Origin of the sequence: Bacillus sp. B4EP4a, from assembly GCF_006680105.1 — a bacterium.
GTDB lineage: Bacteria > Bacillota > Bacilli > Bacillales > DSM-1321 > Peribacillus > Peribacillus simplex_E.
This window is the reverse complement of sequence record NZ_VHIK01000018.1, coordinates 150,493-165,432: the sequence shown is the minus strand read 5'-3', so window position 1 is coordinate 165,432 and position 14,940 is coordinate 150,493. Positions and strand designations below refer to the sequence as shown.

Sequence of the window (14,940 nt, the reverse complement as noted above, 5' to 3'; positions counted from 1 at the left end):
AATGATTAATCAAACGATAAAAGAAGCGATTCAAAATTATAGTGATGAATTAATAGAAATACGTAGAAAACTTCATAGCGAACCTGAGTTATCATGGGAAGAAGAAAATACAACTGCCTTTATTTGTGAATACCTTGAAAGATTAGGAATACCTTTTCGGAAAGCAGAACCAACAGGTGTCATTGCAGAAATTAAAGGCGGTAAGGCAGGAAAGACGGTAGCATTAAGAGCGGATATGGACGCCCTTTCTGTTGAAGAATTAAATAAAGACTTGCCATATGCTTCAAAAGAAGAAGGGAAAATGCATGCATGTGGTCATGATGCCCACACATCAATGCTATTAATTGCAGCGAAGGCACTAAATGAAATAAAAGAAGAATTACCTGGGAATGTGCGATTAATCTTTCAACCAGCTGAAGAAGTAGCAACAGGTGCAAAGGAAATGGTTAAACAAGGGGCTGTTAAAGGTGTTGATAATGTTTTTGGCATACATATTTGGTCGCAAATGCCAACAAACAAAGTTGCTTGTTCTCAAGGACCTTCATTCGCTTCAGCAGATATCTTTACAGTAACGTTTAAAGGAAGAGGGGGACATGGTGCAATGCCACAGGATTGTATCGATACAACTATTGTGGCCTCTTCATTCGTCATGAATGTACAATCTGTCGTATCAAGAACGGTCGACCCACAAAATCCCGCAGTTTTGACAGTTGGAAAAATGGTCGTTGGAACACGATTTAATGTCATTGCAGAAAATGCCGTTATTGAAGGAACTGTCCGTTGTTTTGATCCTAAAACACGTGACCATATAGAAAAACAGCTCCAGATTTATGCTGAAAATGTTGCTAATATTTACGGTGCGACCGCACAGGTTGAGTACTACCGTGGAACGCAAGCTGTCATTAATGATGAATACAGTGCAAAATTAGTGCAAAAAGTTGCTTCAAATGCGTTTGGCGAAGACGCAGTATATAATGAAAAGCCAACAATGGGTGGAGAAGATTTTAGTTTCTATTTAGATGAAGTACCTGGAAGCTTCGCTTTAGTTGGATCTGGAAACCCTGAAAAGGATACGGAATGGGCCCATCATCACGGGAAATTCAACATCGACGAAGATGCGCTTGCTACCGGTGCAGAACTTTACGCTCAATATGCCTGGGCATATTTGCACGAATAACGGACTGGATAAAAGAGGAAATACGGTATTTGTTAAAAGGTAGTTTGAACGCCAGAAGGCAGCCGATTGGCGGCCTTCTGGCGTTAAGGGTTAAATTTCACTAAAAGGGCTTTGCACACAGTCAAAAAGGGAATGGATTTTACCATTCCCTTTTTGTTTTCCATTAACAAGGAATGAAACATCAAAGATTCTTTTGTCGAAATCAAAAGTGAGGAATCAATTAATCATCTGCAAAAACTTAAATTGACTTAAATTAATGTAGATTTAATTGCAATTAAAAATAAATAGACTTATAATTGGATCTATAAGGTGAAATCATGTAACTGGACGAGTGACTATTTCGACAAATATGAAATGGATTGATATCGAAACAATTTGTTAAATAATAATAAATCCAAAAACACCACTAGAAGAGATATGAAAAATTGGGAGATAAGTGTAACCTCGATTAAATACGTGATGGTTGCCTCTTGTTCCCCAATGAAGTCTATTAATCATGATCATCTTAAAATACAAATGTACTAGAGGAGGATTTTACAGGTGAATCAGGAAAAGGAAGGTTTGTCCCGCAGAAAGTTTATAGGTAACGTCTGTAAAATTGGAAGCGCTTCCGCGGTTCTCGGTGTCACGGACACGATGGGATTATTCATGCCTGAGACGGCAAGTGCGGATTCTGAGAAGAAGGTTGGCCATAACACCAAAAAACCAGGAAAGAACAGTTCCTATATGTTGATGAATGTTCGATTGGAAAGTGGATACAAGTATGAAAATGGCCAGGTCGTCGCAACCGAAACCGTATTGAGGAACCTCCATATTGTTAAAGGCATCATTACCAGAATACTAGATACTAAGTCCCCTTATGGAAAAGGTATCGATTGCTACGACGCGAAAGGCATGCTGCTACTTCCTTCTTTTAGAGATATGCATATTCATTTGGATAAAACTTTTTATGGGGGTCCTTGGAGAGCAGCAGCAACGAGGAAAAATGGCATTTTTGACATGATTACCTTGGAGCAGACACTGCTACTGGAGCTCCTTCCAACAGCCCAGGAGCGTGCGGAGAAATTAATTGAACTAATTCTTGGCTACGGCTCGACATATGTCAGAAGCCATTGCAACATCGATCCAGTCGTTGGTTTAAAAAATCTTGAAAAACTTAATCAGGCCTTAGCAAACTATTCAGATAAAATATCACATGAAATCGTTGGCTTTCCCCAACATGGCTTGCTTCGTTCAAATGCTCAGGGACTGATACGCGAAGCCATGCAACTCGGAGTTACACATGTTGGCGGACTAGATCCAACCTTAGTTGACGGTGATATGGAAAAATCGTTGCAAACGATGGTACAGATTGCGGTTGACTACAAAGCAGGTATTGATATTCACCTTCATGAAGGTGGCGAAACAGGATTGAAGGCAATTCGTCGATTGGCTGATCTGACTGAGGAAGCCGGTCTGCAGGGGAAAGTGACGATCAGTCATGCCTTTTCGCTCGCTTCGTTAGGGGATGGCGCCGACGTAGAAATGGCAAAACGCCTTGCATCGCTTGGGATTTCCATTGCTTCAACCGTTCCAATCGGTAAAGACGTAATGCCGATTCCGCTGCTTCAGAAGCATAAGGTGAACGTCATGCTTGGTAATGATAGTATTACTGATCACTGGTCACCATTCGGGATTGGCGATACACTGCAGAAGGCACATCTCGCTGCAGATCTGTATGGATGGTCAAACGAATACAACCTGTCTCGCTCACTTTCCCTTGCTACCGGCGGCATTACACCGCTAGACGAGTCCGGTAAGCAAATTTGGCCAAAGGTAGGCGATGCCGCGACCGCCGTACTCGTTCCAGCAAGCTGCTCGGCCGAAGCCGTAGCACGCCTGCCCAAGCGTGCTGCCGTATTACATAAGGGAACTCTGTCTTCGGGTTCTCTGGATAGCGTGAAGCCTAAGCTTCATACCAATTAAAAGGATATGACCTTTTTAATGAACCTTGGTAAAAAAGAATTGGGGATAGGTTCGATGAGCACATAAACGTTTAACGTTTTAAAGGAAGTACAAAATATAAATACCAATGGGGGAAGTTATGCTACAAAATATTGGAATACCAGGATTGATGCTAATTTTAGTGATTGCACTTATTATTTTCGGCCCTTCTAAGTTACCGGAAATTGGTAGGGCGTTTGGATCAACATTAAGGGAATTTAAAAAGTCTACCAGAGACCTTGTAGCAGATGACACTAATGCCGATGTAACCAATAAGAAAGAAAGCTAATCAAATAAATGAAGAGGGGATGTAGGATCTGTCTTACATCTTTTTTTCCTGGAGTGATGATGTTGGAAAATCAAAAAAAATCGAGCATGATTCAGCACCTTGAGGAGTTACGTAAACGTATTATTATCACTTTAGTCGTTTTCACGCTGTTCCTCGTACTGACATTTATATTTGTTCAAGATATTTATAATATAATAGTTAAAGATTTGCCGTTTAAGCTAGCTCTGTTAGGACCGAGTGATATCATACTCGTTTATTTAATTATTGCCACCGTCGTTGCCATCGCGGCTACTATACCGGTTGCTGCGCACCAAACTTGGCTGTTTGTACGTCCAGCGTTAACACCAAAAGAACGCAAAGTTACTAGCGCTTATATTCCAGCACTATTTATTCTATTCACACTAGGAATCAGTTTTGGTTACTTCATTTTATTTCCGCTTGTACTAAATTTTTTAATGTCTCTATCAAACGGCATGTTTACAACTTTCTTTACAACGGAGAAATATTTCCGATTTATGCTTCATATGACACTGCCTTTTGGATTTCTGTTTGAAATGCCTGTTGTCATTATGTTTTTAACAAGTTTAGGAATAATAAATCCATACCGTTTGCAAAAAATCAGGAAATATTCTTACTTTATTTTAATAGTTATTTCAATTTTGATTACACCACCAGACTTCCTATCAGATATCCTAGTTACGATACCTTTATTACTATTATATGAAAGCAGTGTAAGCCTATCCAAATTCGTATATAAACGACATCAAAGGGAAAAAGGGATGTCTGAACCTGTCTAAAAAGGGTCTGGCACTAAGACAGCATCATCTCCATTTTAAGGTTGATTTTTTTTCATGCCCGGAATATTAATATCATGTTTAATCCCTGGTTAATATCCCCGATTTGGAATTCTGATAACTAAATATATTGATTACGGTGTTCAGTATTTACTAATAATCTACCCTCGAAAGTTTAATTATCCTTAATATAATTCATGTTTCGTTGTGAATAAACTTGGGTTAACTTATAATTAAATCTACGAGGTGAGATCATGCTGCAGGATGAACGATTAGACGCAATTATTCAATATTTAAATGAAAATGAACGGATTGATATTGAAACAATTTGTAAAATAAATAATGTATCTAAAGATACGGCCAGAAGAGACTTAATAAATTTAGAAGAGGAGAGGAAGATCATTCGAATACGGGGTGGGGCGAAAAAGGCTCTGCTTTCCAATGAAGTCCATAATTATGGTGAGCGTATGAACATGGCATCGGAAGCTAAAAGTGAAATCGGAAAATTTGCAGCTTCTTTGATAAACGATGGGGATCATCTTATTTTGGATGCCTCCACAACAGTTCAATTTCTAGCTAAATATTTAACGAGCCGGAACAATACGGTCGTGACTAATTCGATTAATGTTACCAGTGTATTAAGCCCAAGAGAAGATATAAAGGTTAATTTATTAGGTGGAACATTAAGCACTAGACACCAAGCTATATATGGTTCAAGAGCCATTAGAGATGTCCAGGATTATAAGGTGAATAAATGCATCATTGGTACTTGCGGAATATCTTCTGAAGGACTGTCTACTTCCATCGAGGAAGAAGGCCTCCTCGTTCACGAAATGATTAAGCGTTCTGACCAGGTCATTGTGATTGCAGATTCAACGAAATTTAATAAAACTTTTTTTCAAAAGGTATGTGACCTAGACTCTGTTGATATAGTGATTACAGACAAAGAAGTACCAAAAAATATGCAGGAAATCCTAAAAAAACATGTGGTAGAAGTGATTGTGGTTCCAGGTCAAGAAAGAGACAATTGAGTATTAGAAATTTGGGTTCGAGTTTAAAAACTACTCACTTGATATAAAAAGTATCAGTAAATCTCGAATTTCTAGGTTACAGCCTGAAATAGTGTTGAACGAAAAGCAACAAGATATGTTTGTGAATCACGTTGAAAAAAAATCATGAAAAAAGAGTGCCAAGAGGTGCTCTTTTTTCAGTGGATAGATTGTAATTTAACTTTTGTAAAGGTGAGAAGCTGTGTACTCCACAATGCTGGTAAATGCAAATAAACAAGTAAATGAACCATGGTAATTCATTCTCTAAAACCCTTATGTGCAATTCATTATTTTGTTTATACACTTCAAGATAAGCTGGATGATCAAATGTTACAGTGTAATCTTCAAATGGATGTGAAGGGGTTGTATTCTTTATCTGCTCTGGAAGGGACTGATTTACTTCTTTCATCATTTCATTTATCTTAGCGGTATCTTCAACAGATCTTTATACCTCTTCAATTGGTTATAATTCAAGGAGTTCATTATAGATTTGGTACGCAAAATAATTAGATAATCATTTAAAATTTATAACTAGTGAATTTCGTTTGCTCATTTAGTGCTTATTAATGAAGATGTTGATATGATCCATTTTTTTGATAGACAGGGCCTTTGAAAATCCCTTATTTTAAATGGAAAATGGTAAAGTTAGGGCAGGATAGAAGTTTTCTTTAGAATACTGACTCTCTCCAATCGACTGTAGCTGCCGTATGGAAGCAGGGAAATCAAAAAATTAATATATTAAATTATGGTACAAAGTAAATGTGAGAATTAGGAAGAACTTTACAAAAAGGCTTTGCGGAGGAGGAACACATGTGGGCAATTACTTATCAATCAGTGAAATGGCTTCCATTCACAGTATCTCAAGGCAAACACTCATTTATTACGATAAGATCGAATTATTTAAACCTGTACATATAGATGAACATGGTTATCGGTATTATAGTGCAGTTCAGATTCCGTTTCTAAGGGAAATTTGCTTTTTGAAGTCGATTGGCATCAAACTGAATGATATTAAGGAGCATATAGGAAATCGGAATTTAACTACTGCCATGTCACTTTTGGAATTTCATCAAGAATTCATTGATAAAGAAATAAATACCTTGATGAATACACGTACATTTATTCAGCAGAGATTAATGAAATATTCAGAAGCCAAAAATATTAAAAGTGAATTGGATAAACCTATTATAGAAGAATTTCCTGAAAGGCATGTCTTATTTATACCATTTGAAAATGAATTGTGCCGAGAAGAATTACATTTAACGCTGATGAAAGCTTGGAATGTATTAAGTAAACATGAGATGCTTCCGTCAGAGGGATTTGGCACGGTTATTTTAAAGGATAAGCTTGGAACGGATGATGTTTTCGAGGGTGCGGGAATATATACTTCTTTACCCTTTATAGATCCTGATATGGATAATATGATGACGTTGCCTGCTGGTCAGTATGCATGTGTGTATAAATATGGAATGCCATATGACATTGAGTTTTTAAATGAATTGGTTCATTGGATCAGTGAAAATCAGTATAGAACTGTAGGGGACGTCGTGGACGCTTGTTTATTGGATACGACCTTTTACGAGAATGATAATAGTGTTGATTTTTGTCAGCTGCAAATCCCTGTAGAGAAAATTACTTGAATTTTTAAATATCCATTGACTGTATAGTAGAAATACACTTTAGAATATCAGTTGTAACCGATAACATATAGGTTATTTGAATTTGAATGATACATAGGATACTGGTCATAAAGTGATAGGGGGATTTTTTATGTCTGAAAAAATGAATAAAGTGACAGATTTACGTTCTGCCTTGGAACTACTGAAGTCCATACCAGGACAATTGATTGAAACGGATGAACCTGTCAATCCTCATGCTGAATTATCTGGGGTTTATCGTCATGTCGGTGCTGGCGGAACAGTAATGCGTCCAACAAAAATCGGACCTGCCATGGTTTTCAATCATGTATTGGGACATGAAGATTCAAGCGTGGTGATTGGACTTTTAGCCAGCCGGGAAAGAGTCGGTCTCATGCTGGATACAAAACCGGAGCGACTGGGGTTCCTTTTAAATGAAGCTGTAAAAAACCCAATTGATCCAATCACCATTACAAATGATAAAGCGAAAGCTCAAGAAGTGGTTCACTATGCGGAAGATCCGGATTTCGATATCAGAAAGTTAATACCTGCCCCTACGAATACAGAGGAAGATGCAGGCCCGTATATCACCATAGGCATGTGCTATGCCTCCGATTCGGAAACGGGTGAATCTGATATAACGATACATCGTTTATGTTTACAAAGTAAAGATGAGATGTCCATGTATTTTGTTCCTGGCCGCCATTTAGAAGTTTTTCGTGAAAAGGCTGAAAAAGCAGGAAAACCATTACCAATTTCCATTAGTATCGGTGTTGACCCTGCTATTGAAGTCGCTGCTTGTTTTGAAGCACCTACGACTCCTCTTGGCTTTAATGAGTTGAGTGTTGCAGGGGCTATCAGGAAAGAAGCGGTAGAACTGGTCCAATGCTTGACCATTGATGAAAAAGCTATCGCGAATGCTGAATATGTAATAGAAGGGGAATTGGTTCCCGGAGTGCGCGTTCGGGAAGATCAAAACACCAATACTGGAAAAGCAATGCCAGAATTCCCTGGTTATACAGGCTCAGCTGTAGCGGAACTGCCTCTAATCAAAGTGAAAGCTGTTACGCACCGTGTCAATCCAATCATGCAAACAGTTATTGGTCCAAGTGAAGAACATGTGAATATGGCTGGCATTCCAACTGAAGCAAGCATTCTGCAAATGGTGGAAAAGGCCATGCCAGGCAAATTATTGAACGTTTATGCCCATACTTCAGGAGGGGGTAAATACATGGCCGTTCTTCAATTCAAGAAAAGTCAGCCAAGTGATGAAGGTCGCCAAAGACAAGCTGCACTATTGGCGTTCTCTGCCTTTTCTGAACTTAAGCATGTGTTCATAGTGGATGAAGATGTGGATCCCTTTGATAGTAATGATGTTTTATGGGCGTTAAATACTCGTTACCAAGGTGATGTTGATACTGTATTCATTCCTGGAGTGCGCTGTCACCCGTTAGATCCTTCACAAGATCCCGCATACAGCCCCACCATTCAGGAAAAGGGGATTTCCTGTAAGACCATTTTTGACTGTACAGTACCGTTTCATTTAAAAGATGAATTTAAAAGGTCTGAATTTAAAGAGGTAGATCCAAGTCGATTTGTGCCTGGATTCTCCAATGTATAAGTTCTCTATATTTTTAAGTTTCGATTCAATGACTAATGAATAAGGAGGGGAATTAATGAAAATCATTGTTGGGATAACAGGAGCGACTGGAGCCATTTTCGGAATTAGGATTCTTCAGATGCTTAAAAGCAGTGAAGTGGAGACCCATTTAATCATGTCCCCTTGGGCACATGCCACCATTCAACATGAAACTTCATATTCTGTTAAAGACGTGGAGGGATTAGCTGATCATTCCTATTCTTACAAAGATCAAGCAGCAAGAATATCAAGTGGATCTTTCCGGGTTGATGGCATGATCGTAGCACCTTGCAGTATGAAAACACTAGCTTCCATTCGCATGGGACTAGCGGATAATTTATTAACGCGATCTGCTGATGTCATGTTGAAAGAAAGAAAAAAATTATTACTAATGACAAGAGAAACCCCTCTAAATACGATTCATTTGGAGAATATGATGGAGCTTTCCAAAATGGGGACTATTATATTCCCTCCGATGCCAGCCTTCTATAATAATCCTGAAAATGTTAACGATATCATTGATCATCTTGCATATAGGGCGTTAGATCAATTTGAAATCGATGCTCACGGTGCGAAACGGTGGGACGGAATGAAATATCGCACCAAAATATAACAGATTACTAGTGAATTAAGGAAAAAGGTGAAAAAATGAATGGGATGGAAATGCCAGTAGAGGTATTCGACTTGTTAAATGGTAAAGAACTTGTCGACAAGCAGCATGAAGCCATGATGCTGTTGACGGTAAGTGAAGAAGGATGGCCACATACTGCAATGATTAGCGTGGGTGAGATCGTAGCAATAAGCAGGAAGGAATTAAGGATTGGCTTATGGCCGGATACTTCGACTACAGCCAATGTCAATCGTACCCATAAAGCTACACTGGTTTTGTTTTGGAAAGGTAAAGCCCAATATTTTCGCCTTTCATTAGAGAGATTAAAAGAGCTGCAAAATGTCCAATACAAAAGAGAAAGATTCCAGGCCAAAATAGTAGAGGCACGGGAGGATATTGCTAAGTATGCTGAAATAACCTCTGGAATTAAAATCGACTTGAAAAACCCTAAAGAAATTGTTGAACGATGGAGGGAGACCATAGAGGACCTCCTTCAATAAAATTCCCAGGTACCGACTTTAAGTTACTAAGAAATCAAAATTATCAAATTATAATTGATAAAATTAGAACTTCATGTAAAATGGAATCATTACATGTATTTATACCTTGCCTATTCATTAATCATTAAAAAAAGGCCTTTTTTAATGAAAATTAATGAACTGACTGGCTATCTTAATTTCTCGATCAAGTTACCTTGATGGTGAAGTTAAGATAGCTTTTTTTATTAAATATGTAGGTTGGGTTATGTTTTTAATCAAGGAAATGGAGGAGTGTTACTATGGAAATGTATGTAAAGGAATTGGGGGAACATAGAATCCAAATTGCTGATTATCCTGGAACGAAAGGGCCAATCATCGCCATACATGGTTTAACGGGCAATCATAAGCAAATGCATTATTATGCAGAAATGTTAAAAGGCGAGTACAGAGTCATTTCGATTGACTTGAGAGGGAGGGGAAATAGTTCGAGGACAGATGTGCAGTCTTCTCTTTTTAAACATGCAGAAGATGTAATTGAGTTAATTCAAGAGTTAAAGATTAAAAATCCTATTTTGATCGGGTATTCAATGGGAGCCTTCATCTCAAGTGTTGTAGCCAGCAAATTAACTTCGGTACAGGCCCTGATATTATTGGATGGTGCGGCCATTTCCTCTCAACAACAAAGGGACATCGTACAACCATCTCTAGGCCGATTAAGTAAAGAATATGAATCTCAGGAAAGTTATATTGCAGAAATTAAGGAAATCTATAGCCGTTTGGGTATCAATTGGACAGATCACCTGCAAAGTGTGGCGGAGTATGAGGTTCATGAAGTGGATGGTCACTGGGAGAATAAATCATCAGAAGATAGCATTCTTACAGATTTCAATAGTTTTTATTCTTTTGTCCCTAAAGAAGTTTGTAGACAAATTTCCTGTAAAACCTTATTGGTTTATGCCAGTGGGAAAATAGGGGATTTTCCTCCATTATTTTATGAAGAAGCCTATGATGATACGAAGAAATATACACCTGATATTGAAACGATCGTTTCAACTTGTAACCACTATACAATGGTGTTTGAAAATAGGGCGGAGATTAACAAAGAGATAAAGTCGTTCTTAAAACGAATTTGATTTTTTTGAAGATATTTTTTAAAAAAATATTGAAATTATCAGAAAATAGTGTAATATTAAGAATATATAATAAACTTAATTATTGCCTATTCATTAGCTATTAAAAAACAACCTTTTTTAATAACAACTAGTGAACAACTGGCTACCTTAAACACCTGCTGTCAATTATTGATAGTAATGTTTAGGGTAGCCATTTTTGTCGTGATAATGTAAAAGCTTAATGAATTTGGGGGTTTTATCGTTGAAAATCATTGATTTAACATTGGAACTTTACGATGGTCTAGTTACGAATAATGATTTACCTGCAATAGGGATTAAAGATGAACCTCTTGAACATAAGGGGAAATATGATTCACTTCCTAAAGGCTACCGTTCCAAGTTGATTTCTTTTTCTGACCATAGTGGGACACATGTCGATGTGGCTTCACATTACTCAGAAAATGGGGATTCGGTTGAAACCATCAATCTGAAGAATATGTTTGGGGATGCCCTCATACTGGATGTAAGCATGTTAAAAGCGACACATGAACCTGTTACGAAAGATTTACTTGAAGAGGCCGAACGCAGGCAGGGAGTATATGTTGAAAAAGACGATATCGTCCTGATCAGGACATGGGGGAAATCATGGGGGGAAAAAGGCTTTTTTGAAGCGCAGGCATTAGATGAAAGTGTGGCTCAATGGTTAATTGAAAAGCAAATACATATTGTCGGGTTGGATTTGCCAAATGCGGATTTGAACCAAGATTCAGAAAGCGGAATTCATCAAAAATTACTGAACCATGATATATATATCGTTGAAAATCTAGTGAATCTTGAAAAACTGCCTAAGCATTCCCGCTTTCTTTTTTTCGGGATCCCTTTAAAACTAAAAAATGCAACAGCCTCACCTATAAGGGCACTATCGATACTTGATTCACAATTAATTTAAAGAGGTGCAGACGAATGAGCGAGGGATTATTGTATTTCAAAGAAGTTTATGATGTGGTACCAGGCTGGGTGCAAAAAATGCACGATTATAGCCCCAATGCACTTGATCACTATACCAACTTACGAAGTAACATCATGCGAGAGGGAGCCTTGACGAAGAAGGAAAAAGATATATTACTGGTAGGCATGAATGCTGCGAGGTTGTATGAACGGAGTATGGTTTACCATACCAAAGGGGCAATCGATGGCGGGGCAACAATACCGGAACTGGTGGAATACTTAATTGTTTCTTACTTATATAACGGAACAGAAGCATTAAAAACAGGAATGAAGTCTTTGGAGTATGCTCTAACACTTAAAGGCATTCGATATCCCGAAATAAGTGGCGATCAAGGAACAGCAGAAGAAATCCTGCTTTATATGATTGAACTATTAGGGGATGAGGAGACGGGATTCGTCTCGAATGTTTTGAAACTGGTTAAATCGGAAGACCAAAACTCCCTCAAAGATTATATATTAAGTGATTCAGTGGTTTCAAAAAGTCTAAAACATCTCCTGATGACAGGCATATTCATTACAGAATTAAAAGGGGAACAGGTTGGGGAATGGATGGAGGCGGCAAGGTTAAATGGAGCTTCGGAAGAACAATTAGCTGAAGTGGGACTGATTTGCTTATTGACTGCTGGAATACCTGCTTGGTTTGAGGCAAGTGATTCATTGATTGAAAATAAGTAACGTGAGATTGGTGGGGAAAACATGGAAAAAGTACATCAAGATATAGAAGCAGCTTTATCTTGTGTGAAGAACGGTCATACATTAATGGTAGGTGGATTTGGCTTGATCGGTGCCCCTCTTACATTAATAGATGGTTTGGCCAAAAAGGATGTAGCAGGCTTGACAGTAATCAGTAACAATTTAGGCGAGAAAGGAAAAGGTCTGGGAGTTCTCCTAAGCCAGAAGAAAATAAAAAAGGCGATTGGTTCTTATTTTACAAGCAATCGTGAAATTGGGGAGTTTTACCAACGTGGTGAAATTGAATTAGAACTATTGCCACAGGGGACATTAGCGGAATCCATTCGTGCTGGCGGTGCTGGCATAGGCGGTTACTATACGAAAACGAGTGTAGGGACCGATTTAGCTAAAGGAAAAGAAGAAAGGGAAATAAATGGGGCTACATATATTTTTGAACCTGCCATAAGAGCAAATGTAGCTTTGATCAGGGCATGGAAGGCAGATACACTCGGTAATCTTGTTTATTATAAAACGGCTCGAAACTTTAATCCGGTAATGGCAACAGCCGCAGATGTCGTAATTGCTGAAGTGGATGAGATAGTTGAACCTGGAGAACTCCCGCCAGAGGAGATTGTAACACCGCATCTATTCGTCGATGGAATTATTAAGGCAAAGAAAATCCTGACGAAGGAAGGTGTCAAAGGTTATGAGTGACAAAGAATTAATGCAAAATATGATAGCAAGACGCGCGGCAAAAGAATTGACGGGCCCTTGTATAGTGAACCTTGGAATCGGGATTCCGACCTTGGTTGCAAAATACATTGATGATGAAAATGTTTTTTTCCATACGGAAAATGGATTATTAGGGGTTGCAGAAGTTGATGAAGATGAAATCGATCCCAATTTAGTTAATGCAGGCAAGTTACCGGTAGGGGAATCGATTGGTGCATCATTCTTTAATAGTGCAGAATCGTTTGCAATGATCCGTGGAGGACATATTGATGTTGCCATCTTGGGTGTTTTGCAGGTAGGTCAAACCGGGGAAATTGCAAATTGGGCCGTACCTGGCAAGAATATCATGGGTGTTGGAGGAGCGATGGACCTGTTGGTTGGTGCCAAAAAAGTGATCGTGACAATGACACATACAAGTAAGGAAGGTAAAAGTAAAGTTTTAAATGAATGCACCTACCCGATTACTTCCACTAGAAGCGTTGACTTGATCATCACCGAGTTGGCTGTCTTTGAAGTTATTGACAAACAGTTGAAATTGATTGAATTAATGCCTGGTATAACGATCGAAGAAGTAAGAGCAAAAACAGAAGCGGATTTTATCTATTAAATGTTAAAAAGGTGGTTTAAATGAAAATACGTTCAGTAGATGTATACATTATTGATTTACCCACAATTCGTCCTCATCAGCTTGCCATGCATACGATCGTGGAACAAACGATCATTCTTGCCCGTGTCATGGATGAAGAGGGTGCGGAAGGTTGGGCGGAAGTGGCGACAATAGGCGGGGCTTCATATGGTGAGGGGACACCTGAGGCGATCAAAGTGAATATTGATACATATATCACCCCGCTTATCATTGGTAAAAACCCCGTCCATTATGACAAAATCATGCATGAAGTTTCACTAAATGTTAGAGGAAATAATTTTGCGAAGGCTGTCGTTGAATCAGCCATGGTGGATTTAGTAGCCAGAAGGAGAAACATCCCTGCATATGAATTATTCGGTGGACAAATTCATAAATCATTGCCGGTGGCATGGACTTTGGCAAGTGGGGATACGAGTAAAGATATCGAAGAAGCGAAAGAATCTTTACACCAAAAACGTCATAATATCTTTAAATTGAAAATTGGCAAAGGTAATCCATATAAGAATGTGGAGCATGTATTGAAAATTATTGAAGCCGTGGGAGATCAAGCACGCATTACGGTTGATGTTAATCAAGCATGGGATGAAACAACGGCTACGTATTGCATTGAAGCTTTACAGGAAGGCGGAGTTTCCATGGTCGAACAGCCGCTGCCAGCTTGGGATAATGAAGGGATGGCAAGGTTGACCGAACGTTTTAAGGTCCCGATCATGGCCGATGAATCATTGAATTCATTACAAGATTCATTCCAAATAGCTAAACATAGGGCAGGTAATTCCTTCGCCTTGAAAATATGTAAACATGGCGGGATGACCCAAACGAAAAAGGTGGCTGCGATTGCCGAAGGTGTAGGCTTTGGTTTGTATGGCGGAACGATGATTGAATCATCATTGGGAACGGCCATTTGTGCACAACTTTATTCAACCATTCCAAAATTTGAATTCGGTACAGAATTATTTGGACCGTTACTTTTCAAAGAAAATATTACGCTAAACCAAATAAAATATGAGAATTATGAAATAATCATCCCGGATGGTCCAGGATTTGGCATGGAGATAGATCTGGAAAAAGTAAAACATTTTTCAAGAGGTCTTTAATTAATATAAACTGGAA

General features: G+C 38.5%; 15 protein-coding genes and 1 pseudogene. 15 read left to right on the top strand and 1 reads right to left on the bottom strand.

The window, feature by feature from the left end; genetic code table 11:
• The first annotated feature begins 1 nt into the window (after position 1).
• The 5 genes from FNK51_RS11040 to FNK51_RS11020 all read left to right on the top strand — a co-directional run bounded on the left by FNK51_RS11040 (position 2) and on the right by FNK51_RS11020 (position 5,274).
• Entirely contained in the window at positions 2-1,177 is a 1,176-nt protein-coding gene (locus FNK51_RS11040; RefSeq protein WP_141993350.1) for a M20 family metallopeptidase, read from the top strand.
• Positions 1,178-1,903: 726 nt separating this feature from the next.
• Positions 1,904-3,142 (top strand): amidohydrolase, encoded by a 1,239-nt coding sequence (locus FNK51_RS11035; RefSeq protein WP_286177208.1) that lies wholly within the window; start codon positions 1,904-1,906, stop codon positions 3,140-3,142.
• A 118-nt stretch (positions 3,143-3,260) separates the two neighbouring features.
• Positions 3,261-3,449, top strand: coding sequence for a twin-arginine translocase TatA/TatE family subunit (locus FNK51_RS11030; protein WP_063236065.1), 189 nt, complete (start codon positions 3,261-3,263; stop codon positions 3,447-3,449).
• A 59-nt stretch (positions 3,450-3,508) separates the two neighbouring features.
• Positions 3,509-4,246 carry a twin-arginine translocase subunit TatC gene (tatC, locus tag FNK51_RS11025; protein WP_141993349.1) on the top strand — a complete coding sequence of 246 codons (738 nt, stop codon included), beginning with the start codon at positions 3,509-3,511 and terminating at the stop codon, positions 4,244-4,246.
• Between the two features lie 251 nt (positions 4,247-4,497).
• Complete coding sequence (locus FNK51_RS11020) at positions 4,498-5,274, top strand: DeoR/GlpR family DNA-binding transcription regulator (protein ID WP_141993348.1); 777 nt, start codon at positions 4,498-4,500, stop codon at positions 5,272-5,274.
• 306 nt (positions 5,275-5,580) lie between these two features.
• Here FNK51_RS11020 and FNK51_RS27765 read toward each other — a convergent pair.
• Positions 5,581-5,806 (bottom strand): annotated as a pseudogene (locus FNK51_RS27765) (serine hydrolase); the annotation flags it as partial.
• Between the two features lie 298 nt (positions 5,807-6,104).
• On the opposite strand from FNK51_RS27765, the gene FNK51_RS11010 reads away from it, so the two are divergent.
• The 10 genes from FNK51_RS11010 (at position 6,105) to FNK51_RS10965 (ending at position 14,924) form a co-directional block, all read left to right on the top strand.
• Entirely contained in the window at positions 6,105-6,932 is an 828-nt protein-coding gene (locus FNK51_RS11010) for a MerR family transcriptional regulator (RefSeq protein WP_141993346.1), read from the top strand.
• 130 nt (positions 6,933-7,062) lie between these two features.
• Positions 7,063-8,550, top strand: a complete 1,488-nt coding sequence (locus FNK51_RS11005) for a UbiD family decarboxylase (protein WP_141993345.1) — start codon at positions 7,063-7,065, stop codon at positions 8,548-8,550.
• 55 nt (positions 8,551-8,605) lie between these two features.
• The gene (locus FNK51_RS11000; protein WP_141993344.1) at positions 8,606-9,181 is read left to right on the top strand and encodes a non-oxidative hydroxyarylic acid decarboxylases subunit B; all 576 of its coding nucleotides are present in this window, start codon (positions 8,606-8,608) and stop codon (positions 9,179-9,181) included.
• 35 nt (positions 9,182-9,216) lie between these two features.
• Positions 9,217-9,678: a pyridoxamine 5'-phosphate oxidase family protein gene (locus tag FNK51_RS10995; RefSeq protein WP_260398041.1), complete on the top strand. Its 462-nt coding sequence runs from the start codon at positions 9,217-9,219 to the stop codon at positions 9,676-9,678.
• Between the two features lie 278 nt (positions 9,679-9,956).
• Positions 9,957-10,790 carry an alpha/beta fold hydrolase gene (locus tag FNK51_RS10990; RefSeq protein ID WP_141993343.1) on the top strand — a complete coding sequence of 278 codons (834 nt, stop codon included), beginning with the start codon at positions 9,957-9,959 and terminating at the stop codon, positions 10,788-10,790.
• A 241-nt stretch (positions 10,791-11,031) separates the two neighbouring features.
• The gene (locus FNK51_RS10985) at positions 11,032-11,718 is read left to right on the top strand and encodes a cyclase family protein (protein WP_179891168.1); all 687 of its coding nucleotides are present in this window, start codon (positions 11,032-11,034) and stop codon (positions 11,716-11,718) included.
• Between the two features lie 14 nt (positions 11,719-11,732).
• Complete coding sequence (locus FNK51_RS10980; protein ID WP_141993342.1) at positions 11,733-12,452, top strand: carboxymuconolactone decarboxylase family protein; 720 nt, start codon at positions 11,733-11,735, stop codon at positions 12,450-12,452.
• A 21-nt stretch (positions 12,453-12,473) separates the two neighbouring features.
• On the top strand, positions 12,474-13,163 hold the full coding sequence (locus tag FNK51_RS10975; RefSeq protein WP_141993341.1) for a CoA transferase subunit A: 690 nt from the start codon (positions 12,474-12,476) through the stop codon (positions 13,161-13,163).
• Positions 13,156-13,788 carry a 3-oxoacid CoA-transferase subunit B gene (locus FNK51_RS10970; protein ID WP_098373128.1) on the top strand — a complete coding sequence of 211 codons (633 nt, stop codon included), beginning with the start codon at positions 13,156-13,158 and terminating at the stop codon, positions 13,786-13,788. The genes FNK51_RS10975 and FNK51_RS10970 overlap by 8 nt, the downstream gene beginning before the upstream one ends.
• A 20-nt stretch (positions 13,789-13,808) precedes the next feature.
• Entirely contained in the window at positions 13,809-14,924 is a 1,116-nt protein-coding gene (locus FNK51_RS10965; protein WP_141993340.1) for a muconate cycloisomerase family protein, read from the top strand.
• Positions 14,925-14,940 lie beyond the last annotated feature (16 nt).

What these genes read in the sequence shown, in the direction of transcription:
- FNK51_RS11040 (WP_141993350.1), top strand. Translation starts at nt 2, where the DNA reads ATGATTAATCAAACGATAAAAGAAGCGATTCAAAATTATAGTGATGAA.
- FNK51_RS11035 (WP_286177208.1), top strand. Translation starts at nt 1,904, where the DNA reads ATGTTGATGAATGTTCGATTGGAAAGTGGATACAAGTATGAAAATGGC.
- FNK51_RS11030 (WP_063236065.1), top strand. Translation starts at nt 3,261, where the DNA reads ATGCTACAAAATATTGGAATACCAGGATTGATGCTAATTTTAGTGATT.
- tatC (WP_141993349.1), top strand. Translation starts at nt 3,509, where the DNA reads ATGTTGGAAAATCAAAAAAAATCGAGCATGATTCAGCACCTTGAGGAG.
- FNK51_RS11020 (WP_141993348.1), top strand. Translation starts at nt 4,498, where the DNA reads ATGCTGCAGGATGAACGATTAGACGCAATTATTCAATATTTAAATGAA.
- FNK51_RS11005 (WP_141993345.1), top strand. Translation starts at nt 7,063, where the DNA reads ATGTCTGAAAAAATGAATAAAGTGACAGATTTACGTTCTGCCTTGGAA.
- FNK51_RS11000 (WP_141993344.1), top strand. Translation starts at nt 8,606, where the DNA reads ATGAAAATCATTGTTGGGATAACAGGAGCGACTGGAGCCATTTTCGGA.
- FNK51_RS10995 (WP_260398041.1), top strand. Translation starts at nt 9,217, where the DNA reads ATGAATGGGATGGAAATGCCAGTAGAGGTATTCGACTTGTTAAATGGT.
- FNK51_RS10990 (WP_141993343.1), top strand. Translation starts at nt 9,957, where the DNA reads ATGGAAATGTATGTAAAGGAATTGGGGGAACATAGAATCCAAATTGCT.
- FNK51_RS10980 (WP_141993342.1), top strand. Translation starts at nt 11,733, where the DNA reads ATGAGCGAGGGATTATTGTATTTCAAAGAAGTTTATGATGTGGTACCA.
- FNK51_RS10975 (WP_141993341.1), top strand. Translation starts at nt 12,474, where the DNA reads ATGGAAAAAGTACATCAAGATATAGAAGCAGCTTTATCTTGTGTGAAG.
- FNK51_RS10970 (WP_098373128.1), top strand. Translation starts at nt 13,156, where the DNA reads ATGAGTGACAAAGAATTAATGCAAAATATGATAGCAAGACGCGCGGCA.
- FNK51_RS10965 (WP_141993340.1), top strand. Translation starts at nt 13,809, where the DNA reads ATGAAAATACGTTCAGTAGATGTATACATTATTGATTTACCCACAATT.